This window comes from Exiguobacterium sp. EA-TM-5 (assembly GCF_053878415.1).
Genome location: NZ_CM132670.1, coordinates 2,704,282 through 2,728,199, shown reverse-complemented (window position 1 = coordinate 2,728,199; position 23,918 = coordinate 2,704,282). Strand labels below are relative to the sequence as shown.

Below are 23,918 nucleotides of genomic sequence, written 5' to 3'. Positions count from 1 at the left end.
TGAGACGGTATGGATATCATATGGGTCGGATTGATGATCGCATTCGGTGTCATCTCTGTCATCTCAAAAGCAGCAGATAAAAAACCGAAGCAGACGAATCGGACTCCTTCAAAGGAGTTTGGTGAATACGTGAAACAAATGGTCGAACAGGTGGATACAGTACGACAAGAAGCGACACCTCCGCCGGTCGTTCGAAAAAAAGCACCTGCGAAGAAGCAACCAGGAGTGACTCAGACGAAAGTTCGGCCGGTTCATGAACGAACAGATTTACAAAAGCAGCTCGATCAACGTCAAAAGAAACATTCGAAAAAAGGAATGCCCTCTTCGACGATTGGTGAAATCAAAGATAGCGTAGCAGATGGTGCCATTGGATCGTCTAGTCGTTCAGCGTCAGCAACGGCGATTTCCCAAGATGAAATGCGACGTGCCATCGTTTGGAGTGAAGTTCTTGGAGCACCTGTTTCCAAGCGCAAACGCTAATAATTGTACAGTGAGTCGATCCTAAAAACCAAGAGGATCGACTCTTTTTATTTCCTAAATGGTGGAAACGGGTTTTTCTTTCCATCTTTTCGACGGAAGTGCTAAAGTGGAAGAGATTAGATATGAAGCGATGACAACTTGTTATCCATGACTAGGAGGCCATTCACAACGTGATATTCAATGAAAGAATCCCATTTGCATTTTCGAATTCAGAACAGATTCAAGCATTTGTCGGTCCGAATGACGCAGTCTTACGTACGATGGAAGCAGAACTTGAAGTTCAGCTTACGCATCGTGGAGATGAGCTGTTGGCACAATCCGAACAGGAACAGTCTGTGATCTTAGCAGGACAAGTCGTTGGTGTCTTGAAACAACTTGTTAATCGTGGAGCTGTTTTAACAGAACGTGACGCGACGAGTGCCATTCAACTCGCTCGTCAAGATCGGGTAGATGAACTTCTAGAACTTTACGACACGGTCATTCATACGAATCATAAAGGAAAACCACTTCGTGCAAAGACGCTTGGTCAAGCGCGCTATGTTCGAGGAATTGATCGCTGTGATTTAACATTCGGTATTGGACCGGCAGGAACCGGTAAAACGTACCTCGCAGTCGTGATGGCAGCAAAAGCACTGAAGGAAGGGCACGTTAAACGACTCGTCTTGACCCGGCCGGCCGTAGAAGCAGGAGAAAATCTTGGGTTTCTTCCTGGGGATTTAAAAGAAAAAGTGGATCCCTACCTACGTCCTTTGTACGATGCGTTACATGACGTACTTGGTGTCGAGCACACGGCTCGCTTGCTCGAACGTGGTGTCATTGAAATTGCGCCACTCGCTTATATGCGGGGGCGGACGCTTGAACACGCCTTTGTCATTCTTGATGAAGCACAAAACACGACACGGGAACAAATGAAGATGTTCTTGACGCGTCTCGGATTCCATTCGAAGATGATCGTTACGGGCGATTTAACACAAGTTGATCTCCCGCGTGGAAAAACATCTGGTCTACAGGAAGCTTTGCATCTGCTTGGAAATGTCAAAGGGATTCATTTTGAACACTTTGGTTCAGCTGATGTCGTGCGTCACCCACTTGTCCGAAAAATCGTTGATGCTTACAGTCAAGATTTGACCTAAGCCGTTACGGAAATAGAGGGAAAAGGGGGAGATGATATGCGCAAGGTTGGGGTCTGGGTCGGTCTTTTGACAGTAGTATTCTATCTCGTCGTATCAACGATGATGTATGTCAGTGTTCGACCAGAAGCCTTGTCCGCAGAACCATTCTCAATTGCAGAAGAAGATATCCGGTCACCTTTAACGATAGAAGACCGGACCGCGACAAATCAAATCAAAGAAAATTCGATTGCTGCAATCGAGAGTCAGTATACGATTAAGCAAGAGTATGCAGCACAGCAAATTGATAAAGTGGAACAACTTTTTGCCAGTTTATCTGGTATAAAAAAAGCGGATGAGATTAGCAAAATCAAACAGCGTCTCCGCGGAACGGAGGCGGCAACTCTTTTAAAGGATGATGAGTTACGTTTGCTCGTGTCATCAACCACAGCACTCCGTGATACGACACGGGATGTCGTCATCACAGCGATTGAAGAAGCAATGCGTCAACGCATCTCGTCCGACGGTGGTGAAGTGGCTGAAGCACGTGAGAACGCTAGAACCGATATTGAACGTTCACCGTTGTCCTTTTCTTTAAAAGCGGTTGCCAAAGCGTTGACCGATCAACTGATCGTAACGAACTACGTTTATGATCCGGAAAAGACGGAGCAGCTTCGCAAACAGACGAGTGATAAAGTCGAACCAGTCATTATTTCTGAAGGAGAAGTGATCGTCAAACGGGGAGAGGTCATTTCACAAGATGCCTATCGTCAGCTCCAACTCGTTGGCTTGATTTCTGACCGTCAGTCGCTGAAGCCATTATTAGGAGCGATGCTTGTAAGTGCGTTGATGACTGCCTTTTTGTTTGGGTTCATTCATCGTTCGAAACTACGTTACGCTCAGATGGGACGGATTCGATTGTTCGGACTGGTCTATCTCGTCGTCAGTCTCCAATTACTCGTCATGTATGGTATTGCCTTTTTAGCGGACGACATCAATCCAGCTTTCTACTTACTCACGCCGACTGCTTTTGCTGCGCTTGTTTTACGAAATTTGTTGAATGAACGGATTGCATTATCGAGTTCGCTCTTTACTGCACTTGCTGGAACATTTTTCTATAGTACAAATCAAAACTTCAGCTTTAATATTGCAATTTATTTATTAGTCGGTGGTTTAGTCGCAACATTTTTCCTGCGGTCTAGTCTATCACGACGTCGTATTTTCATGAGTAGTATCTCGATTGCTGGAGCAAATATCGCGATTTTCTTAGCGTTCGTTCTGTTACGAAGTGGTACGTTTGAACTGCGAGAAACACTGGTTTTAATCGGCTTTGCGATTGCTAGTGGTATCTTGAGTGCCGTTCTTGCAATTGGGTTATTACCATTCCTTGAAATGACATTCGGTATTTTAGCACCAACACGATTACTTGAACTGCTCAATCCAACGCATCCACTGTTGAAAAAGCTATTGGTCGAAGCACCTGGAACATATCATCACAGTATGATGGTCGCAAATTTAGCGGAAACGGCTTGCGAAGCAATCGGGGCAGATGGATTGCTTGCACGAGTCGGAGCTTATTATCATGACTTAGGGAAAACGCGACGCCCGCTCTATTTCATTGAAAATCAGCATGGACGTAATCCGCATGATCGACTTCAGCCCGAAGAGTCAGCGCGAGTCATCTTGGCACATACGGAGGACGGTGTTGAACTGCTTGAAGACGCAAAACTTCCTGCAGCCATCATCGATATTTGTCGTCAGCATCACGGAACCTCTCTACTGCGGTACTTCTATGTCAAGGCAGCAGAACAAGGTGAGGTCGATGAAGAGACATTCCGTTATACAGGACCGAAACCACAAACGCGTGAAGCAGCAGTTATCATGATCGTTGACTCGATTGAAGCGGCCGTTCGTTCGATGAAAGCTCCTTCGGAAGAAGGAATTCGGGACTTGGTCGCGAAAATCATTCGTGAAAAGATGATGGATGATCAATTTGCGGAATGTGATATCACGACGCGTGAGATTTATCGTGTCGGTGAGAGTGCGTGCCATACCTTATCCGGTTTGTTCCATGAACGAATCGAGTATCCAGAATTAAAGAAAGAGGCAACGACATGAATATTTATATGACAGACGAAAACAATCGTCTAACGGAAGAACAACAACAACTTGTCGAATCGATTTTAATCTATACAGCAGAACAAGAAGAAGTCGATTCGAATAGTGAGTTGTCCGTAACCTTCGTCTCAAACGATGAGATTCAAGAAATCAACCGTGAATGGCGTGGGAAAGATCAGGCAACAGACGTCATCTCTTTTGCAATGGAAGAACTTGGAGAAGATGAAATTGACTTTGGATTACTTGAAGATGAACCAATCGTTCTTGGTGACTTGATCATCTCGGTTGAACGGTGTCGCGAACAAGCGGCAGAGTATGGAAATCATTTCGAGCGAGAACTCGGATTCCTTGCCGTTCATGGGTTCCTACATTTACTCGGTTACGATCATATTGAAAAAGCAGACGAAGAAGTCATGACGAAGCGACAGGAGGAAATCCTGCATCACTTCGAGTTATTCCGGGGCACATTGTGAATAGTTGGTGGCAACCGTTTCGACATGCAATGAACGGATTGCGCCAATCGATTCGAGAAGAACGACATATGAAAGTTCATGTCATCATTGGCGGTATCGTGTTACTAGTCGCCTTTTTGTTACCGTTGACGTCTGTCGAGAGGGCAATTCTATTCTTGACGGTCGGCATGGTCATTAGTGCTGAGATGTTCAATACAGCGTTTGAGCGTATCGTTGATCTCGTGACGCAGGAGTGGCATCCGCTCGCAAAAGCAGTCAAAGACATCGCAAGTGGAGCAGTTCTTGTGTTGGCGCTTACATCTGTTGCAATTGCACTATGCATCTTCATCCCATATTTGGTACAATAAGAATCCGGCCTTTTTGGCCAATACCGTTCCTAAAAAGGGGATATTCACATGAAAACAGAACAATTACTCGAACAAGCTAAACGTGCACGCGAAAAAGCGTATGTTCCATATTCGAAATTTCAAGTTGGTGCTGCTCTATTAACGAAGGACGGACAAGTTTTCCACGGCTGTAACATTGAAAACGCTGCATATGGTCTTTGTAACTGCGCAGAACGGACAGCCATCTTCTCTGCATGGGCACAAGATGCGCGCGAATATGCAGCTATGGCTGTCGTTGCAGACACAGAAGGACCGGTTGCACCATGCGGACAATGCCGTCAAGTGTTATCTGAAATGTGTGACGCTGATATGCCAATCTATTTGACGAACCTCAAAGGAGACGTCACTGAAACAACAGTGGGTGCCTTGTTACCAGGAGCATTCACGAAAGGGGATTTACATGTTTAAAGAAGGATTCAAATCGGGCTTTGTCTCGATCATCGGACGCCCGAACGTCGGAAAATCGACATTCCTCAATCGCGTCATTGGACAAAAGATTGCCATCATGTCTGATAAACCGCAAACGACGCGTAATAAGATTCAAGGTGTCTATACGACAGAAGATGTTCAAACGATCTTCATCGATACACCAGGGATTCACAAACCAAAACATAAACTCGGCGATTTCATGATGAAGGTCGCGACGAACGCTTTGCGTGAAGTCGATGCGATTTTATTCATGGTCAACGTGACGGAACCAAAAGGAAAAGGTGACGACTTCATCATTGAAAAATTGAAGGAGCTCGATACACCAATCATTCTCGTCATGAATAAGGTCGACTTGATTCATCCGAATGATATTCCGCCAATCATCGAGTCATACAAAAATGAACTCGAGTTTGCGGCAGTCGTTCCGATCTCTGCGCTTCAAGGCAATAATGTTGAACCATTGCTTGAAGAAATCGCGAAGATTCTACCAGAAGGACCGATGTATTATCCTGCGGATCAAGTCACCGATCACCCGGAACGCTTCATCATCTCGGAAATGATCCGCGAGAAAGTCTTGCAAAAGACACGCGACGAAGTACCACACTCGATTGCAGTTGCGATTGATCAAATCAAGACGCGTGAGAACGGGAACATGGTTGATGTTCATGCGACGATCTTAATTGAGCGGGATTCTCAAAAAGGAATCATCATCGGAAAGCGTGGCGCACTTCTAAAAGAAATCGGTTCTGAAGCACGAACGGACATCGAGATGTTACTTGGGACGAAAGTCTACTTGAACTTGTGGGTCAAAGTCCAAAAGGATTGGCGGAACAAGGCAGGTCAATTGCGTGAACTTGGCTTCCGCGATGACGAGTATTAAGCGATGATTGATAAGGCGGAAGGGCTTGTATTACGAACGGTCGTATATGGTGAATCGAATAAGATCGTCACGCTACTGACACGTGAATTCGGCAAGCTCGCCGTCATGGCGCGAGGAGCGAAGAAACCTGGGAGTCGTTTTAACGCGGCGAGCCAACCTTTCGTCCGAGCCGTCTATATCTATCCACGGTCACGTGGTCTCGGTCAGTTGAAATCGGCAGATGTCATCACGAGCCATGCGCATATCCGGCAAGATGTTGTCTTGATGGCATATGCGATGTATTTGCTTGAGCTTGCGGATAAGGCGCTTGATGAACGGGTGCCACAACCGGCGCTGTATGATTTATTCGTTGAAGGACTTGAGGCGATGGATGACGGACTCGATCCAGACGTTGTCTCCTTCATCATCGAGTTACGTCTATTGCGCCACTTAGGGATTGCACCGCACTTGAATGGATGTACGATTTGCGGAAGTACAGAAGCACCATTTGCTTTTTCGCTGCACCATGGAGGTCTGTTATGTCGTCGTCATCGCCACGAGGATGAACATGCTGTCTTCATGACGGAAGCGGTCGCGAAGATGTTGTACGTATTTTCCGTTTACGATTTTTCACGGATCGGTACCGTGACGGTAAAGCCGGAAACGAAGCGTTTGTTGCGTCAAATCATGGATGCTTATATGGAACGCTACAGCGGGTTGCGTCTGCGGTCAAAACGCGTTCTCGACCAGTTGATTGATTTCGGCAACGATTGACAGCAACAAGCGGGTTCGGTAGAATGAATGCGGAAGAAGCAACTAAATGAACACGATGACGAAAAGGAGTACCGTCTTTTTCTCAATTAAGCGATTCCAGGGTGGTGTGAGCTGGAAGTGAGAGGGGCGCGAACGGCGTTTCGGAGTGTTCTTTGTCAAAAAGAGTGGCATGCGATGCATGCAAGTAGGGTGGAACCGCGGGCTTGTCTCGTCCCTATGTGCAACGATTGTTGTACATAGGGGCGTTTTTTGCGTTCCCTAATCATTTCGGAGGTGAAAGTCGTGAAGATGACAGTACAAGACATGATCTTGACATTACAAAAATTTTGGGCAGAACAAGGCTGCTTGACGATGCAAGCATACGACGTAGAAAAAGGAGCCGGTACGATGAATCCGATGACGTTCTTACGGAGTCTCGGACCAGAACCATGGAACGTCTGTTATACAGAACCATCACGTCGTCCAGCAGATGGTCGTTACGGAGAAAATCCAAACCGTCTATACCAACACCATCAGTTCCAAGTCATCATGAAACCATCGCCTGATAACATTCAGGAATTATACTTACAAAGTCTCGAATTACTCGGCATCAACCCACTCGAACACGATATTCGTTTCGTAGAAGATAACTGGGAGAACCCGACGTTTGGTGCTGCTGGTCTCGGTTGGGAAGTATGGCTGAACGGAATGGAAATCACGCAGTTCACGTACTTCCAACAAGTCGGAGGAATCGAGTGTAATCCGATCGCAGTAGAAATCACTTACGGAATCGAGCGTCTCGCTTCGTACATTCAAGATGTCGAAAGCGTGTTTGATCTCGTTTGGACAGATGGCTTCAAATACGGTGACATCTTCTATCAACCAGAATTTGAACACTCGAAGTATACGTTTGAAACATCAGATGTCGCATTGCTCTTTACGTTGTTCGATCAATACGAAAAAGAAGCAAATCGTGCTTTGGATGAGAACCTCGTTTTCCCGGCATATGATTACATCTTGAAGTGTTCACATACCTTTAACCTCCTCGATGCAAAAGGAGCGATCTCTGTCACGGAACGAACAGGATTCATTCATCGTGTTCGGAACATGTCGCGCCGTTGTGCGCAAAGTTTCATCGAAGAACGGGAACGTCTTGGCTTCCCATTGATCAAGTCGAAAGCAGGTGAGTCACATGCATGAATTATTACTTGAAATCGGTTTAGAAGAGATGCCGGCTCGATTCGTCCTTCAATCGGAAACACAACTTAAGGAGCGCGTGACGCGTTTCCTCGAAGAAGCACGGATTGAGTTTGCAAGCGTCGAATCATTCTCGACGCCACGCCGTCTAGCAGTGTATGTCAAGGGTCTCGCAGCGCGTCAGAGTGACCTCGAAGAAACATTAAAAGGACCAGCAAAACGCATCGCGATGGACGAAGCAGGGAACTGGACGAAAGCAGCAGAAGGATTTGCGCGCGGTAAAGGATTAACGACGGATGATCTCTTCCTTGGTGAAGAAAAAGGAGTCGAGTACCTATATGCGACGCGTAAGGAAGTCGGACAAGCGACAGCAGATCTGCTTCCTGGCTTAAAACAAGTCGTTGAAGCAATGACATTCCCGAAAAACATGCGTTGGAGTACACAATCATTGCGTTATATGCGTCCGATTCGTTGGTTGATCGCTTTGCTTGATGATCAAGTCATCCCGTTTGAAGTTGCATCTGTCGAAACAGGTCGGACGTCACGTGGACATCGTTTCCTCGGACAAGATATCACGATCTTGCGTCCAAATGCCTATGTCGAAGCACTTGCTGGCGAACACGTCATTGTTAGTTACGAAGAACGTCGCCAGTTAATTGAAGAACAAATTAAAGCACTCGCGGCACGTGAACAATTCGAAGTACCAATCGATGCTACATTACTTGAAGAAGTCACGAACCTTGTCGAGTATCCGACTGCTCTGTTTGGTGCGTTCGATGAAGCGTACCTTGAGTTACCAGAAGAAGTCTTGATCACGACGATGAAAGAACACCAACGCTACTTCCCAGTTAAACGTAACGATACGTTGCTTCATTACTTCGTGACGGTACGAAACGGAAACGCCACACACATTGAAAACGTGGCACGCGGAAATGAAAAAGTCATCCGTGCCCGTTTGGCAGATGCGCAATTTTTCTATGAAGAAGATAAAAAAGCAGATATCGATGAACAAGCGAAACGTCTCGATAAAATCGTCTTCCATGAAAAATTAGGAACGACAGGAGAAAAAGTCCGTCGTGTTCGCCAAATGGCACTCGCACTTGCCGATCGTGTTGGAGCAGATAAAACACGTGTCGAACGAGCAGGACAAATCTATAAATTCGATCTCGTCAGTCAAATGGTCTATGAATTCACTGAATTACAGGGTCTGATGGGTGAACGATATGCAAACATGAAAAATGAAGATGCAGAAGTCGCGGCTGCGATTCGCGAACACTACATGCCGCGCTTTGCGGGAGATGCAAGTCCGGAAACGCCGACAGGAACGCTTTATGCGATTCTCGATAAGATGGATAGCGTCGCTGGATTCTTTGGTGTTGGCATGATTCCAAGTGGGTCAGCGGATCCATATGCATTACGTCGTCAAGCGCAAGGGATCGTTCAGATTTTATCGGATCGTAAGTTGAGCCTGACATTAACAGAACTGATTGCCTTCGTCGTTTCGGAACAAGTGGTAGAAGGTCTTTATACGAAGGATGCCGAAGAAGTTCAAGCTGCATTACAAGATTTCTTTGCACAACGCTTGAAGTACCGTCTATCGGAAATGAACTTCCGTCATGATGTCGTTGAAGCCGCTCTTGATCATACATTGACGGTTGAAGCGAATGAACAGCGTGCTACGATGCTTGAAGGTGCAACGAAGAAAGAGTCATTTAAGAAAACGGTCGAACAATTGAGTCGTGTCTTGAACATTTCGAAGAAGGCAGAACAGGTAACAGCTGTTGATCCAACACTCTTTGAAAATGATGCGGAACGCGCATTGCATGAGGCAATCGAGAAGACGTTACCAGAAGTTGAACAAGCGATTGCTGTACTCGACTATGAACGAGCACTGACAGCACTCGAGGCAACTGTTCCGTCGATCACGGCATATTTTGACGGTACGATGATCATGACGGATGACGAAACGGTCCGTACGAACCGCCTCAGCGAAATGAAACGATTTGCGGAAGCCATCGAATCAGTCGCTCGGTTCAATGCACTTACTTTAGCGTAAAGAAAAAGGACGGATGAGCCGATGAAGTTAAATGAACGGCAAAAAAAGATACTCCAAATCGTCAAAGAGAACGGTCCGATCACGGGAGAGCAGATTGCGGCAGCGCTCTCCCTGACGCGGGCGACGCTCCGACCCGATTTATCTATTTTAACGATGACCGGCATGTTAGAAGCACGTCCGCGCGTCGGCTATATGTACGTCGGGAAGAAAAATGCTTCCATGCTTCACGAGAAACTCGACACCTTGACCGTAGGTGAATTCATGTCATCGGCAAAGGTCATTCACGAAGGGATGACCGTGTACGATGCGATCGTCCACTTATTTTTGGAAGATGTCGGTTCTCTGTTCGTTGTCAGTAAGGATCACGCGTTAGTCGGTGTCTTGTCACGTAAGGATTTTCTACGTGCGGCAATCGGTAATCAAGAATTAGACTCGTTACCTGTTAATATCATCATGACACGGATGCCGAATTTAACGGTGTGTGAAAAGTCTGAGACGTTGATTGGTGCCGGTATGAAATTGATTGAAAAGCAGATTGATTCGATGCCTGTCGTCGAAGAAGAGAACGGAGTCTTAAAAGTCGTTGGTCGAATGACGAAAACGAATATGACGAAAGTATTGGTCGCGTTAGCACGTGATGAAGAAATTTAAGGAGGGTTCCTGATGCGTCAACGGATTTATGTCGTGAGTGACTCTGTCGGAGAGACGTGTGAGCTCGTCGTCCGCGCAGCCGCTATCCAGTTCCCGGAACAAGCTATCGAAACGGTCCGAGTCCCGTTTGTCGATGATGATCAAGTCATTTATGACTTGGTCCTCCACGCAAAGGAAGAGCAAGCGACGATCGCGTTTACGATCGTCCATGCGACGCATCGGCGTCTACTTGCAGATACAGCGCGTGCGCACGGTGTAAAGGCAATCGATCTTCTTGGTCCATTGCTCGATACGATGGAAGATCGTTTGCAGATGCAGCCTAAGGAAGAACCAGGATTGATCTATCGCTTAGATGAGGAATATTTCCGGAAAATCGAAGCGGTCGAATTTGCTGTTAAATATGACGATGGACGTGACCCAAAAGGCATCAAACGGGCAGATATCGTCTTAATTGGGGTGTCACGTACATCAAAAACACCACTCTCGCAGTATTTGGCCTTGAAACGATATAAAGTAGCAAATGTGCCACTCGTACCCGAATCGATTCCACCGGAAGAGTTGTTCGATATTCCAAAAGAAAAGTGTTTTGGATTACTCATCTCTCCGGAAAAGTTAATTGATATTCGAATGGAGCGATTGCGTTCTTTAGGACTCAAGCCAGAAGCGGCCTATGCGCAGATGGACCGGATTAACCGTGAACTCGAATATGCACGTAACTTATACGAACGGATTGGATGCCAGGTTATCGACGTGACGAATAAAGCAGTCGAGGAAACGGCAAACCTGATATTGACCGGAATTTCTGGGAAGGCGCATGACTAGTCAAGTAGTCAGGAACATAGTATACTTGTTTAGCTGATAAATGAGATAATGCCCTTTTTCTAATGAAACGGAACGAGTCATCGTTCCGTTTCATTGCGGGTATGGTCATGTAAGGATAAGTTCTCAAGGAAAGGGGAGAGGACGGAATGAAGCGAATTCCTGATGAGGTCGTCGATCAGGTCCGCCAAGCAACGGACATCGTCGAATTGATTTCAGAACGTGTAGAATTAAAAAAACAAGGGAATCGATATTCAGGGCTTTGCCCGTTTCATTCTGAGAAATCACCTTCCTTTTCTGTTTCTCCTGATAAAGGAATGTACTACTGTTTTGGATGTGGTGCAGGAGGAAATGCCATCACTTTCGTCATGGAAACAGAAGGAATGAGTTTCAAAGAAGCCGTCTCCAAATTAGCAGACCGTAGCGACGTCACACTTCCAAAACTGGAGCCGGATCGATTTGAACAATCGGAATCGACGCCAGAACAGGAAAAGAAGTTTCGGATGCGCGAAGCACACCGGATCGTCACTGAGTTATACCATGAAGTGTTGATTCAAACGGAAGCGGGCGACGCTGGACGTGTCTATTTAGAGAATCGCGGTATCCGGGAAGGTGCGATGCGTGAGTTTCGACTGGGATATGCACCGGATCAAGACCGCTTTACTGTAGATTCGTTGGCGCGCCGGGGGTTTGATCTAGATGAGATGGTCGAAGCGGGATTGATTTCAATCGGACGCGATGGCGATTATCGAGATCGATTCAACGGTCGAGTCGTATTTCCTATTTCCGATCGTGATGGCACGATTGTCGGATTTAGTGGACGATCGATTGATGGTCGTGATCCGAAATATGTCAATACAGCAGAAACACCTTTGTTTAATAAAAGTGAACTGTTATTTGGATTCGCCCAAGCACGAGGGGCGATGCGTAAAATCAAACAAGTTGTTCTTGTTGAGGGAAATCTTGATGTTGTGCGTGTCGCTCAAGCGGGTATACCTTATACGGTGGCTTCTTTAGGAACTGCCTTAACACCTGTTCACGCACAAAATTTAGCGCGCATCGTCGATGAAGTCATTATTTGTTATGACGGAGACAAAGCAGGACGCGCTGCGACGTTAAAAGCCTTACAACTACTCGAAGCAGTTGCCGTCGACTGTTCCGTCATCCGTTTACCGGATGATGAAGACCCTGACTCCTTCATTGGAAATCAGGGAGAAGAGATGTTTTTACACTGGATCGAACAAGAACGAGTTTCAAGTCTTGAATTCAAATCTTTTTATTTTCGACAAGGAAAAAACTTGCGATTAGAAGGAGAACGCGTTCGATATATTGAAACTATGCTTGAAGAGATTGGTCGAACATCCAATCCGTTGTTACGGGATATTTATTTAGGGAAGCTTTCCGAGGAATTCAAACTTTCGAAAGACTCCTTGATCGCACAAGTGCGTCCAACCGTTCAACAACCGAAGAGAGAACAAATCGTTTTCGATCGCCCAGCTGCTGCACCGATAGCACCTCCTGATCGAACTTTTGCGAACTGGAAAAAGGCAGAACGCTTCTTGCTTGCCTACATGATCCGTTCAGAAGAAGTCTGTCTTGAAGTGCGAGAGCAACTAGGTGTCCAATTCAATGATCCGGCACACCAATTGATTGCCGGCAAGCTATATGAATTTTATGGAACAGGTACGCAAGGAAGTCCAGATCGTTTTTTGACGATGTTGCACGATGCCTCCTTGCAACGAATCGTAGCAGATTTAGAGTTCATGTTGATGCCTGAATACGATCCTGATTTGCTCAGTCATTATATTCGTGCCGTCCAAAATGAACAGCAACGTCGGTTGTTAGAAGAAGAAAAGTCACGATTGAATCAACAAACAGATATCCGTGCTCAAGCGGAACTGATGCAGGCGATCATAGAACGGAAACGTCGTTTAAAAGATCGGTAACCTGCTGCATGATGTGGAAGGAGTGTATGGTTCGATGGCAGAAAAAGCAAGATCAGAAGCTGAATTACTCCGTCTCGCGAAAGAGGAACTCATCGCGCTCGGACATAAGAATGGTGAATTGTCACACCAGAAAATCGAAGACAAACTGAGTTCGTTCGAATCGATGGATGCTCAGCAATTTGAGGAATTCCTACAGTTGCTTGAAACAGAAGGCATTAAGGTCAACAATGACGGTACAGGCGATGAGAAAGAAGAAGCGGATCTAAACGATTTGTCAGTTCCTCCTGGTGTCAAGATCAATGACCCTGTCCGGATGTATCTAAAAGAAATCGGACGCGTGGATTTGTTGAATGCAGAAGACGAAGTTGAACTCGCGAAACGAATCGAACAAAACGATGAGGAAGCGAAAAAACGTTTAGCAGAAGCGAACTTACGTCTCGTTGTTTCGATTGCGAAGCGCTATGTCGGACGCGGTATGTTATTCCTGGACTTGATCCAAGAAGGAAACATGGGTCTGATTAAAGCGGTCGAGAAATTCGACTACACGAAGGGATATAAATTCTCGACGTATGCTACGTGGTGGATTCGTCAAGCAATTACACGTGCGATTGCCGACCAAGCGCGGACGATCCGAATTCCAGTTCATATGGTTGAAACGATCAATAAATTGATTCGTGTTCAGCGTCAACTCTTGCAAGATCTCGGACGTGAACCATCACCGGAAGAGATTTCAAAAGAGATGGAAATCACGCCAGAAAAAGTCCGAGAAATCCTGAAAATTGCTCAAGAACCGGTTTCTCTTGAAACACCAATTGGAGAAGAGGACGATTCACATCTCGGAGATTTCATCGAGGATCAAGATGCGACGGCACCACAAGACGCCGCTGCATACGAGCTCTTAAAAGAGCAACTCGAAGATGTCCTCGATACGTTGACGGATCGTGAAGAAAACGTTCTTCGTCTTCGTTTCGGACTTGACGATGGTCGGACACGGACACTTGAAGAAGTCGGGAAAGTATTTGGCGTTACGCGTGAGCGGATTCGCCAAATCGAAGCAAAAGCACTTCGGAAACTTCGCCATCCCAGCCGTTCAAAACGCTTAAAAGATTTCCTCGATTAATTCAAAGTGTGAAGAATATATGAAATTTTAGTGGGAAGGAAGAAAAAAGTTTCGTTTTTTTCTTCCTTCCCTGTTTTTTTTACAGTAGAATAGTAACGGGGAATACCATTCAGTCACCAACTTGGTTGGGTATAGAATATGGGGGGAATCCAAATGCGTAATCCATTAGTACCGTTCGCGGCGATCGCAGTCATCGCCATCATCGCTATGATTTCATTGTCTTACTTTGGGGTCGATCAGGTGAAGGAAGCTCGCAAAGGGCCGTCAACTGCAGAAATGAAGCCAGAAGATTTGTTTGCATCTAAAGGATGTACAGGTTGTCACGGTGGAAACTTAGAAGGCGGAGTAGGTCCGAACTTAACAAAGATCGGCGCGAAGCTGAAAGAAGATGAAATCAAGAACATCGCAATGAACGGTAAAGGGCAAATGCCTGGCGGTCTTGCGAATGACGAAGAGGCAGCTGCTCTAGCCAAGTGGTTAGCTGCTAAGAAATAAGAACAAGAGCATCTATCTCATTGCGAGATGGATGTTTTTTTGTGGTGTATGGTATCTTTTTTACCGTAAATCCGCTATTTTTAAAAGAGAGTTTTTCGGAAAATAGGAAGGATGAAGATGATGCAAATGAACGTCGTATTGGATCAACGACTCCAAAAAGTCGTGTCGTATATTCCACAAGGAGCCATCCTCGCAGATATTGGATCAGATCATGCATTCGTACCTTGTTTTTGCGTACAACAAAAGAAAATCGAGCGTGCGATTGCAGGAGAGGTCAATGAAGGACCGATGGAAGCGGCAAAAGGACAAGTGGCGCTTGTCGGCCTCGAATCACAGATCGATGTCCGTTTAGGAAGTGGCTTATCCGTTTTGAATCCGGGAGAAGCAACAGCGATTACGATTGCTGGAATGGGTGGAACACTGATTGCCTCTATCCTTGAAGAAGGAAAAGATCGATTATCTGGTAAGGAACGATTGATTCTTCAACCAAATGTTGATGCAGTCGATGTTCGGAACTGGTTACTTACAAACTCGTATGCGTTGTTATCAGAAGCAATCGTTGAGGAGAACGGAAAGATTTACGAGATCCTCGTTGCGGAACGTGGAGAAGAAACACTGTATTCAGAGGACGATACAATACGTCAGTGGGAATTATTCTTTGGACCGCAGTTGATGCGGGAACGGGCACCTGAGTTCGTCCAAAAATGGCAGCTTGAAAAACAAAAGCGAGAGTATATTTTAGCTCAGATGAAACAAGGGCAAGCAACTGAGATTTTATCTGAGAAAATCGAAGCAATCGAACAATTGATTCAAAAGATGGAAGAGGTGACGAACTGATGGCGAACGGTAACTATGTCATTGAGCAGTTTGAAGCATTTGCTCCGAAAAAATTCGCCCTCGAGGGAGATCCAATCGGTCTACAAATTGGAACATTAAATAAGGAAATCAAGCGTGTACTTGTGACACTTGATGTCTTGGAGTCTGTTGTCGATGAAGCGATCGAAAAGAAGATTGATCTCATCATCGCACATCATCCGCCGATTTTTAGTAAGTTAGCGAATGTGACGGATCGTTCCGTGACGGGACGGATTGTCTCAAAATGTATTAAGCATGATATTGCGGTGTACGCTGCGCATACAAATCTTGACGTCACACCAGGAGGGGTCAATGACTGGATGGCGGAAGCCCTTGGTCTTGAGTCTTGTGAAGTGTTAGCGCCAACGTTTGAAGATACGCAATATAAATTAAGCGTATTCGTACCGACTGAAGCTGTAGAACGTGTTTCAACAGCACTTGCACAGGCGGGAGCAGGGAAAGACGGTGAGTATAGTGATTGTCAATTCCATGTCAACGGAACGGGTCAATTCCGACCTTCGACGGAGGCTACCCCGTATATTGGAGAAGCGGGACAAATCGAGCAGGTTCCGGAAGTTCGGATCGAGACAATCGTGACGGAACTGAATCAGAAACAAGTTATTCGAGCAATGAAACAAGCCCATCCATATGAAGAGGTCGCTTATGACCTCATTCGCCAAGAACGTGCGGCAGCACAGCTCGGTCTTGGTCGGATTGGACGATTGCCAGAAGCGATGACATTACGGGCATTTGCAGAACATGTTCGCAAGGCGTTTGATGTACAGAACTTACGCTTCGTCGGGGACGAATCACGTCCGATTAAGAAAGTAGCCGTTCTTGGAGGTGACGGGAATAAGTACGTCTCTACTGCTGCTTTTGCTGGAGCGGATGTCCTAGTGACGGGCGATCTCTATTTCCATGTTGCTCATGACGCAATGGCACTCGGGTTAGCTGTCGTCGACCCGGGACACCACGTTGAATCAGTCATGAAAGAAGGCGTCGTCAACGAATTAAGTAGACGATTCAAGGAGAAGAAGATCGACGTAGAGCTCATTGTCTCGACAGCGAATACGAATCCTTTTCAATTTTTATGATATATGAAGTAGTTGAATAAATAAAAATCACGATAAAACACCGGACGGCGAAGATTCGCTGTCCGGTGTTTGTTATTGCTTCTGCTATATTCTGATTAAAGAATTTTTACTTTTGGTAAAATCCGTCGTAGTTCAAGGAACGGTGTTTTGTCATGCGTACTAATATCAGCGGGATCATATTGCTGTAGGAAATCAATGACCTTTTTCGTGATCGGTGTCGGAGTCGATGCACCAGACGTGACACCAACTTGCGTGACACCCTCAAGCCAATTTAAGTCAAGTTCCGTTAAATCACCGATTCGATGTGCCGGAGTACCTGCGATATCGAAAGATACTTGTGCCAAACGGTTCGAGTTGTTTGAACGCGGATCCCCAACGACGATGACGAGATCACAGTCTCCTGCTTGATCGGCAACTGCTTCTTGTCGAACTTGTGTAGCGTTACAGATTTCATTGTGTACTTCAACATGTGGATACTTTTTACGAACATGTTCCATCAAAGCTTGAACATCCCACTGACTCATCGTCGTCTGGTTCGTGACGATGATTTTCTTGTGAGCAAGCTGAGGTGGAAGTTCATCGATATCTTCGACTTTTTCGATGAGGTGGACGTGCTCTGGTGCTACGCCGACGGCTCCTTCAGGTTCTGGATGTCCGTGTTTACCAACATAAATGACTTCGTAATCGTCTGCAACGACTTGACGGATTAAATCGTGAGTGCGTGTTACGTCAGGACATGTTGCATCGACCACGTGTAGGTTCTTTTCAGCAGCACGAGCATACACAGCAGGTGAGATACCATGTGCTGTGAAGATGACCGTTCCTTCTTGAATCGTCTCAAGTGCTTCGAGTCGGTCAGGACCATCGACCGTAATCACACCCATACTCTCGAATTCGCGAGTTACGTGTGCATTATGAACGATCATACCAAGAATATGAATCGGACGTGGCAGGTCTTTATTCAATGCCGCTTGTTGTGCAAGTTTCATTGCATCGACGACACCATAACAATAGCCGCGGGGGCTGATTTTTTTTACTAGCATAGTTGTAGATTCTCCCTTTGTGAAAAAGAATGATTAGTTAGAGTGTACCATTGATTAGATGTGAATGAAAATAGAGGAGTCTGTTTCAGAAACAGAACATGGTATACTAATGAAGTTGCAATTATTCAATAGGGGGGCGAAAGGATGGAGTCTAAGAAAATGATGCGGTCGTATTTTTTTCAAATCACCGCTATCTTATTCATCCTGTTATGTCTTGTCATTTCAGCGCTTGCCTTCACAGCAGATCGTGTCACGATTTCTCGAGTCGAACAGCAAACGGAAAAACAGAGTGAAAAAAGTGTCGAGGTCTCAGGAAATGCGATTCGTGATAACATTGGAAATTTACATGAAGAAATCATGGGTTTGCAGTTAAACGTCAAAAATCCTGATAAGCTAAGTCAAAAAATTGAAGAATCAAATCTTCTTGATATTGATACTGGATTTAAAAGTCTTTTTTATTTTGACAGAAAGACGAAGCAGATTACTTGGTTCTCAAGTGAAGATCGTCGTGTTCCAGATAGTACGATAATAAAGGATGATGATTTTTTACAAACTCTAACAAGTACAGATTTCCATATGAGTAAGTTGTACACAATGGAATCCGATGCCGTCACATATATGTTCGTGCCAGTTCGAGATGGTAACGAACGTGTAGGTGTGTTTGGTGGCGGATTAAGTGCTATGAATTCGATCATTTTCAGGAAATCACTAGAATCTTTTGATGATCAAACGATTGCCTATTTATTTAATAGTAAAAAAGAATTGCTAGCAACGTCGAGTAATCTTGTGACAGACGAAGAACGATTATTATCGAGAAGCGTGATTGATCGTGCCTTTCGATCCGTCGAACCATCTGAAATTTTTAGTACGAATCAAGATATGTATTACTTTGCAAAGGATTTAAAGGTAACGGATTGGAAAATTCTCGTTCGAACGCCACGAAATGTTTTTTATGAACCTGTTTATACGACCCGACAACAATACTTAATCATTGCAGCGTTAACACTTGTTTTGAGCTTGATTGTTGGCTATTTAATGTCAAGACAATTGACATCTCCTTTACTTGAGCTTGTTCATAAAATTGAGAGAAGTAGTTCCCCAAAACCAATCGTTCTCGAACGTGCCGGATCAAATGAAGTTAAAACATTGGTCGCTGCTTATAATGAATATTCACAGCGAATGGAACATGCGCGACTTGAGCAGTTAAGTCAACAGCAAACAATGTTGCAGCAAGAAAAACTAGTGTCACTTGGTCAATTAGCAGCTGGAATTGCTCATGAAATTCGTAATCCATTGACACCAGTCAAAATGACCTTACAGTTATTAGCTGCAGAAAAAGATCGAGATACAGAGATGTTGATGCTTGCTTTATCTGAACTTGATCGAGCGAATGGTATGATCCAGACGATGCTCGATTTATCAAAAGGAGAGAACAACGCTCTTCAAAAATCGACAATTGATTTAAATGAATTGATGAAGAAGTTGACGTACATCCTCGAAGCAGAAGCACACCTTTATGAAGCAGATTGTAAAATCTACACACCATCTTTCATGCCGAAGATTCATGCTTCAGAAGAAGGTATTTTGCAGATTTTAGCAAACTGTTTGCGAAATGCACTTCAAGCTGTAGCATTCAAAGGATCTGATGGGATTTGTCATTTACATGTACATGTCTATCCAGAAGAGGTGGTCTTTATTATCCAAGATAATGGTGTCGGCATGGATGGTGAGCAGATTGATCATGTAGGTCAAGCATTCAAGACGTCAAAAGTAGATGGAAATGGCCTTGGACTGTTTATGTCGAAGCAGATCGTACGTGATCACAAAGGAAAGATGATTTTTGACAGCAAACCTGGGGTTGGCACAACGATTCAAGTTCACTTACCTCGAAAGGAGCAAACGGAATGAAATTCAATAAAGCATGGCTATTCATTTTAGTCGTTTGGATATCATCCGTTCTCATTATATCAAATATGTTTGTGAATCCTGATTCGAGCCCGCGTCGTCATCTCATTGGTTTTACGATTGTGAATGATAAACACGAATTTGCCCAACGTCTTGTTGATGCGTTCAAAGCACAGGCCAAAGTTAACAAATATGATGCAGTCGTTGCGACTTCACATAATTCACGTATCAATGAAAGAGAGCAGATCGAAGAATTTATTCGAATGAAAGTGGATGCAATCTTCGTTACCACACTTGACGATGTTTACATCGCTGAATCGTTGGAAAAAGCTGCTAAAGAAAACATCCCTGTTTTTGCTATCGATCGCTTGATTCATTCCGATGCAGTCGTCAGTTCGATTACTTCAAATAATCAATTGATCGGCGAACAACTCGCATCTTTCATCAAACATGAACGCATCAAACAAACAGGGCAGGCAACCGCCAACATCATTGAAGTCGCAGGTACGACAAACGTCAATACAACGAATGAACGGCACAGGGGATTCATGACGGGTCTTGAGCGGGAGCCGAATCTAAAAATCGTTGAATCAGTCAACGGGGATTACGATCCCGTCACTTCGGAACGGGTAATGACACAGGTCATTGAGTCAGGTATTTCGTTTGACGCTGTATATTGTCACAATGATGATATTGCACTCGGTGTTCTTGAAGCATTGAAAAAAGCAGGCATTAAAGGAAAAATAGTTGTCGGCATTGACGGGAATCGTGCTATATTAGAAGCTGTTGACATGAAATCGATGGATGCGACGGTCGTCCAGAGTGCTGATGAGATGATGAAAGTCGCCTTCAGTGCATTGAAGCTTCATACGAAAAACAAAAAGATTCCAACTCGTTTTTATACGTACTCCTATCTGTATGACGGTAGTAGACCCATAACCATGTTGAACTAATCGAGAGGCAGATGCCTCAGCAAATAAGGAAAGGACGGTGTCAATTCATGAATGGATTCAGCCATTATCAATTACACCCGTTCGTCATCGAAGCACTCGATGACGCCCGCATCACAAAACCGACCGATATCCAGTCACGGATTATCCCAGCTGCATTAAAGGGACGTGACATTATCGGTCAATCACAAACCGGAACAGGAAAAACGTTATCGTTTCTTCTTCCAATCGTTCAGAACGTTGATCCAAAGCTTCAAGAATTACAAGCGATTATTGTTGCGCCAACACGTGAACTCGCTTGGCAAATTCATGAGGAATTGAAATCATTACTCGTCAAGGAACCAGACTTCATCAAAACAAGTCTTATTACAGGTGGAATGGACCGCGAACGCCAAATTGGTCGTGTAAAAGTTTCACCACAAATCGTTATCGGGACACCGGGACGAATTTTAGATTTGTTTAAAGAACAAGCATTGAAGCCGCATTTCGTGAAGCACTACATCATCGATGAAGCGGATCAAATGCTCGATATGGGCTTCTTGCCGGAAGTTGACCGGATTGCTCAAGCTCTTCCTGAACAGCTTCAGATGATGGTCTTCTCAGCAACGATTCCTGAGAAATTGCAACCGTTTTTGAAAAAGTACATGAACAACCCGCGTTACGCTCATGTGGATCCAAAACAACAGACAGCGAAAAAAATCGTTCATCATACGATTCCAGTCAAGCACCGTGAACGTTCAGAACTAACATTGAAAGTCGCGAAAGCACTAAATCCGTATATCTGTCTAATCTTTACGAACACAAAAGCAGAAGCAATCGAAGTCGAAGCTTTGTTCTTAGAAGCAGGATTGAACGTTGGTTCTCTTCACGGAGATCTTCCGGCTCGTCGTCGTAAACAAGCAATCAAAGAAATTAATGATGCGAAGTATCAATATGTCATCGTGACGGACCTTGCTGCACGTGGAATTGATATTTCAGGTGTCTCACACGTCATCAACCACGGTATTCCGAAAGATTTAGACTTCTACGTCCACCGTGTCGGTCGGACAGGTCGTGTCGATCAGGATGGATTGGCATATACACTGTTTGAAGATCACGAGAACGGTATGATCAATCGTTTAGAAGACCGTGGCATTCAATTCACGAATGTTGACGTCAAAGGGACTCAGATCATGGAAGTTAAAGAACGTCGCCGTGCGAAACCGCATATGAAGACTGCTGTCTCGAAGACAGCGCATAGTCGTCTGTCTGGTGAAGCAGCAAAAGCGAAAAAACGCGTTAAACCAGGTTATAAGAAGAAACATCAATATAAGTTAAAAGAAACAGCAAAACGTGAACGCATCAAAGAACAACGTGGTGTCGGTCGCGCGCAACGTAAAGAAAACGCACGTAAATCAAAATAACATCGTCGATGACACCCGTGAAATGAAAAAACATTTTTCGGGTGTCTTGTCGTTTTCAAGATTTGGTACACTGATAAAAGAGAAAGGTGGAATAAGATATGAAAATAGGTTCACACGTCTCCGTTTCGGGGAAAAAAATGCTGTTAGGTGCAAGTGAGGAAGCAGCTTCTTATGGTGCAACGACAATGATGGTCTATACAGGAGCTCCTCAAAACACACGCCGTAAGCCGATGGAGGAGTTGCGGATTCCGGAAGCACTTCAACATATGAGTGCGAACGGAATTGAAGAAATCGTCGTACACGCGCCGTATATCATCAACTTAGGAAATACGACGAAACCAGAAACGTTCGAACTAGCGGTTTCGTTTTTAGCAGCTGAGATCAAACGAGCGGAAGCCTTAGAAAAAGCGCAGCATATCGTGTTACATCCAGGAGCTCACGTAGGTGCTGGAGAAGATGTTGGAATCAAACGCATCATTGAAGGACTCAATGAGGTATTGACTGGTGAAGAGAAGGTCAAGATTGCGCTTGAGACGATGGCTGGAAAAGGTTCTGAGATTGGAAAGACATTCGAGGAGCTTGCTCAAATTATCGAAGGTGTCACGCATCAAGATCGTCTATCTGTTTGTCTCGATACCTGTCACATTCATGATGCAGGATATGACATCGTGCATGACTTAGATGGTGTCCTCGAACAATTTGACCGGATCGTCGGACTTGATCGCCTTGGTGTCATTCACGTAAACGACTCGAAGAATGTCCGCGGCGCACGGAAGGACCGTCATGAAAACATCGGATTTGGTGAGATTGGATTTGATACATTACACCGTGTCGTACATCATCCTGCACTTGCCCATTTGCCAAAAATTTTAGAAACACCTTATATTGGTCTCGATCCAAAGAAAAAAGTCGCGCCATATAAAGAAGAAATCGATATGCTACGTTCTGGTGCGTTTGATGCGGATTGGCGTTTACCGATTCTAGGTGCACCGGCCGAATAAACTCATAAAGGGGTGTCTGTGATGTGTCATATCCTCGTCGTCGATGAGACAAGTTTCGCGATACGACAAGCTGTTGTCCACTATTATGAAACAAAGGAACCGTTTTACTTGCCGGGAGAACTGGCAGAGGGAGAAGAGGTGTTTCTTGCGACGAACGATGGAATCATTGCGTATGCAGAAGCCTTGTTTACGGAGTACACGACACGTCCAGAAGATCCGTTTTGGTTGACGGCTGCTGACGATTCAGAAGGATCATATGTGTGCCTTGACCTCATTAGTGTGGATTTACGTCATCCTTTACTCGGACGACCACTCAATCAACTTAATCTTAAATCAGGATCTGTAGAAGGGGTGTTTCGGACACGTCTGCTCGATTCGTGGCAGTATGGTTATTTTGAAACGGATGTTTTGACACTTGAACAAGCAAAACAACGTCGGAACGAGCGATTCAAGGAACGGAATCATCTAGAACAAGTGGCGGATCAATGCATTCATTGTGAAGAGACGCGACAGTCGTTACTCGAATGGCATTTGACACCAGAAGGATATCAGACCGTTTGTCCGACGTGTCATCGATGGTTGCATCAACAAATGCTACATGCGGTGGATACCGCTGCAGCGACGGAAGAAAATGAATAGAAGCTCTGCTTTTTCCTGATCTCGTTCAGGAAAAAGCAGAGCTTTTTTATTGAGACGTGCACATTGAAGTGATTCATTTGTTGAATTCCTATGTAACTGAGGAATCGATGGTGTTATAATCAGGAATGATAATTGTT

At 44.9% G+C, this 23,918-nt stretch carries 23 protein-coding genes and 1 other annotated feature; of the genes, 22 read left to right on the top strand and 1 reads right to left on the bottom strand.

Annotation, left to right across the window (positions count from 1 at the left end; all coding sequences use genetic code 11):
• The first annotated feature begins 9 nt into the window (after nucleotides 1-9).
• From ACV3PA_RS14380 to ACV3PA_RS14300, 17 genes are all read left to right on the top strand, one after another.
• Nucleotides 10-480 (top strand): hypothetical protein, encoded by a 471-nt coding sequence (locus ACV3PA_RS14380; protein WP_053452741.1) that lies wholly within the window; start codon nucleotides 10-12, stop codon nucleotides 478-480.
• Between the two features lie 170 nt (nucleotides 481-650).
• The gene (locus ACV3PA_RS14375) at nucleotides 651-1,613 is read left to right on the top strand and encodes a PhoH family protein (protein WP_053452742.1); all 963 of its coding nucleotides are present in this window, start codon (nucleotides 651-653) and stop codon (nucleotides 1,611-1,613) included.
• Between the two features lie 36 nt (nucleotides 1,614-1,649).
• Nucleotides 1,650-3,707 (top strand): HD family phosphohydrolase, encoded by a 2,058-nt coding sequence (locus tag ACV3PA_RS14370; RefSeq protein WP_053452743.1) that lies wholly within the window; start codon nucleotides 1,650-1,652, stop codon nucleotides 3,705-3,707.
• A complete protein-coding gene (gene ybeY, locus ACV3PA_RS14365; protein WP_053452744.1) occupies nucleotides 3,704-4,180 on the top strand; it encodes an rRNA maturation RNase YbeY in 477 nt (158 codons plus the stop codon). The genes ACV3PA_RS14370 and ybeY overlap by 4 nt, the downstream gene beginning before the upstream one ends.
• A complete protein-coding gene (locus ACV3PA_RS14360) occupies nucleotides 4,177-4,527 on the top strand; it encodes a diacylglycerol kinase family protein (RefSeq protein ID WP_053452745.1) in 351 nt (116 codons plus the stop codon). Before ybeY ends, ACV3PA_RS14360 begins: the two co-directional genes overlap by 4 nt.
• A gap of 48 nt (nucleotides 4,528-4,575) precedes the next feature.
• Complete coding sequence (locus tag ACV3PA_RS14355) at nucleotides 4,576-4,974, top strand: cytidine deaminase (protein ID WP_023467498.1); 399 nt, start codon at nucleotides 4,576-4,578, stop codon at nucleotides 4,972-4,974.
• Complete coding sequence (gene era / locus ACV3PA_RS14350) at nucleotides 4,967-5,875, top strand: GTPase Era (protein WP_053452746.1); 909 nt, start codon at nucleotides 4,967-4,969, stop codon at nucleotides 5,873-5,875. The genes ACV3PA_RS14355 and era overlap by 8 nt, the downstream gene beginning before the upstream one ends.
• 3 nt (nucleotides 5,876-5,878) lie before the next feature.
• Nucleotides 5,879-6,628, top strand: coding sequence for a DNA repair protein RecO (gene recO / locus ACV3PA_RS14345; RefSeq protein ID WP_053452747.1), 750 nt, complete (start codon nucleotides 5,879-5,881; stop codon nucleotides 6,626-6,628).
• A 46-nt stretch (nucleotides 6,629-6,674) separates the two neighbouring features.
• Nucleotides 6,675-6,847: a binding site (T-box leader), on the top strand.
• Between the two features lie 69 nt (nucleotides 6,848-6,916).
• Nucleotides 6,917-7,807: a glycine--tRNA ligase subunit alpha gene (gene glyQ / locus ACV3PA_RS14340; RefSeq protein WP_029341034.1), complete on the top strand. Its 891-nt coding sequence runs from the start codon at nucleotides 6,917-6,919 to the stop codon at nucleotides 7,805-7,807.
• On the top strand, nucleotides 7,800-9,860 hold the full coding sequence (glyS, locus tag ACV3PA_RS14335; protein WP_053452748.1) for a glycine--tRNA ligase subunit beta: 2,061 nt from the start codon (nucleotides 7,800-7,802) through the stop codon (nucleotides 9,858-9,860). The genes glyQ and glyS overlap by 8 nt, the downstream gene beginning before the upstream one ends.
• 21 nt (nucleotides 9,861-9,881) lie before the next feature.
• The gene (locus ACV3PA_RS14330; RefSeq protein WP_029341036.1) at nucleotides 9,882-10,511 is read left to right on the top strand and encodes a transcriptional regulator CcpN; all 630 of its coding nucleotides are present in this window, start codon (nucleotides 9,882-9,884) and stop codon (nucleotides 10,509-10,511) included.
• A 12-nt stretch (nucleotides 10,512-10,523) separates the two neighbouring features.
• Nucleotides 10,524-11,333: a pyruvate, water dikinase regulatory protein gene (locus tag ACV3PA_RS14325; protein WP_053452749.1), complete on the top strand. Its 810-nt coding sequence runs from the start codon at nucleotides 10,524-10,526 to the stop codon at nucleotides 11,331-11,333.
• Between the two features lie 146 nt (nucleotides 11,334-11,479).
• Nucleotides 11,480-13,276 carry a DNA primase gene (gene dnaG, locus ACV3PA_RS14320; RefSeq protein WP_053452750.1) on the top strand — a complete coding sequence of 599 codons (1,797 nt, stop codon included), beginning with the start codon at nucleotides 11,480-11,482 and terminating at the stop codon, nucleotides 13,274-13,276.
• Between the two features lie 34 nt (nucleotides 13,277-13,310).
• Nucleotides 13,311-14,396 carry an RNA polymerase sigma factor RpoD gene (gene rpoD, locus ACV3PA_RS14315; protein ID WP_023467512.1) on the top strand — a complete coding sequence of 362 codons (1,086 nt, stop codon included), beginning with the start codon at nucleotides 13,311-13,313 and terminating at the stop codon, nucleotides 14,394-14,396.
• A gap of 153 nt (nucleotides 14,397-14,549) precedes the next feature.
• Complete coding sequence (cccA, locus tag ACV3PA_RS14310; protein ID WP_053452751.1) at nucleotides 14,550-14,891, top strand: cytochrome c550; 342 nt, start codon at nucleotides 14,550-14,552, stop codon at nucleotides 14,889-14,891.
• Between the two features lie 117 nt (nucleotides 14,892-15,008).
• Nucleotides 15,009-15,728, top strand: coding sequence for a tRNA (adenine(22)-N(1))-methyltransferase (locus ACV3PA_RS14305; RefSeq protein ID WP_326933864.1), 720 nt, complete (start codon nucleotides 15,009-15,011; stop codon nucleotides 15,726-15,728).
• Complete coding sequence (locus ACV3PA_RS14300; protein WP_456125121.1) at nucleotides 15,728-16,840, top strand: Nif3-like dinuclear metal center hexameric protein; 1,113 nt, start codon at nucleotides 15,728-15,730, stop codon at nucleotides 16,838-16,840. Before ACV3PA_RS14305 ends, ACV3PA_RS14300 begins: the two co-directional genes overlap by 1 nt.
• 95 nt (nucleotides 16,841-16,935) lie before the next feature.
• On the opposite strand, the gene ACV3PA_RS14295 is transcribed toward ACV3PA_RS14300, so the two are convergent.
• The gene (locus tag ACV3PA_RS14295) at nucleotides 16,936-17,883 is read right to left on the bottom strand and encodes a 4-hydroxy-3-methylbut-2-enyl diphosphate reductase (RefSeq protein WP_053452753.1); all 948 of its coding nucleotides are present in this window, start codon (nucleotides 17,881-17,883) and stop codon (nucleotides 16,936-16,938) included.
• A 144-nt stretch (nucleotides 17,884-18,027) separates the two neighbouring features.
• Here ACV3PA_RS14295 and ACV3PA_RS14290 point away from each other — a divergent pair, with 144 nt between their 5' ends.
• The 5 genes from ACV3PA_RS14290 (at nucleotide 18,028) to ACV3PA_RS14270 (ending at nucleotide 23,781) form a co-directional block, all read left to right on the top strand.
• Nucleotides 18,028-19,791 (top strand): ATP-binding protein, encoded by a 1,764-nt coding sequence (locus ACV3PA_RS14290; RefSeq protein ID WP_456125120.1) that lies wholly within the window; start codon nucleotides 18,028-18,030, stop codon nucleotides 19,789-19,791.
• Nucleotides 19,788-20,741 (top strand): sugar ABC transporter substrate-binding protein, encoded by a 954-nt coding sequence (locus tag ACV3PA_RS14285; protein WP_053452755.1) that lies wholly within the window; start codon nucleotides 19,788-19,790, stop codon nucleotides 20,739-20,741. The genes ACV3PA_RS14290 and ACV3PA_RS14285 overlap by 4 nt, the downstream gene beginning before the upstream one ends.
• A gap of 47 nt (nucleotides 20,742-20,788) precedes the next feature.
• Nucleotides 20,789-22,141, top strand: a complete 1,353-nt coding sequence (locus ACV3PA_RS14280; protein WP_053452756.1) for a DEAD/DEAH box helicase — start codon at nucleotides 20,789-20,791, stop codon at nucleotides 22,139-22,141.
• Between the two features lie 98 nt (nucleotides 22,142-22,239).
• On the top strand, nucleotides 22,240-23,142 hold the full coding sequence (locus ACV3PA_RS14275; protein ID WP_053452757.1) for a deoxyribonuclease IV: 903 nt from the start codon (nucleotides 22,240-22,242) through the stop codon (nucleotides 23,140-23,142).
• A 21-nt stretch (nucleotides 23,143-23,163) separates the two neighbouring features.
• On the top strand, nucleotides 23,164-23,781 hold the full coding sequence (locus ACV3PA_RS14270; protein WP_053452758.1) for a hypothetical protein: 618 nt from the start codon (nucleotides 23,164-23,166) through the stop codon (nucleotides 23,779-23,781).
• The last annotated feature ends 137 nt before the right edge of the window (nucleotides 23,782-23,918 follow it).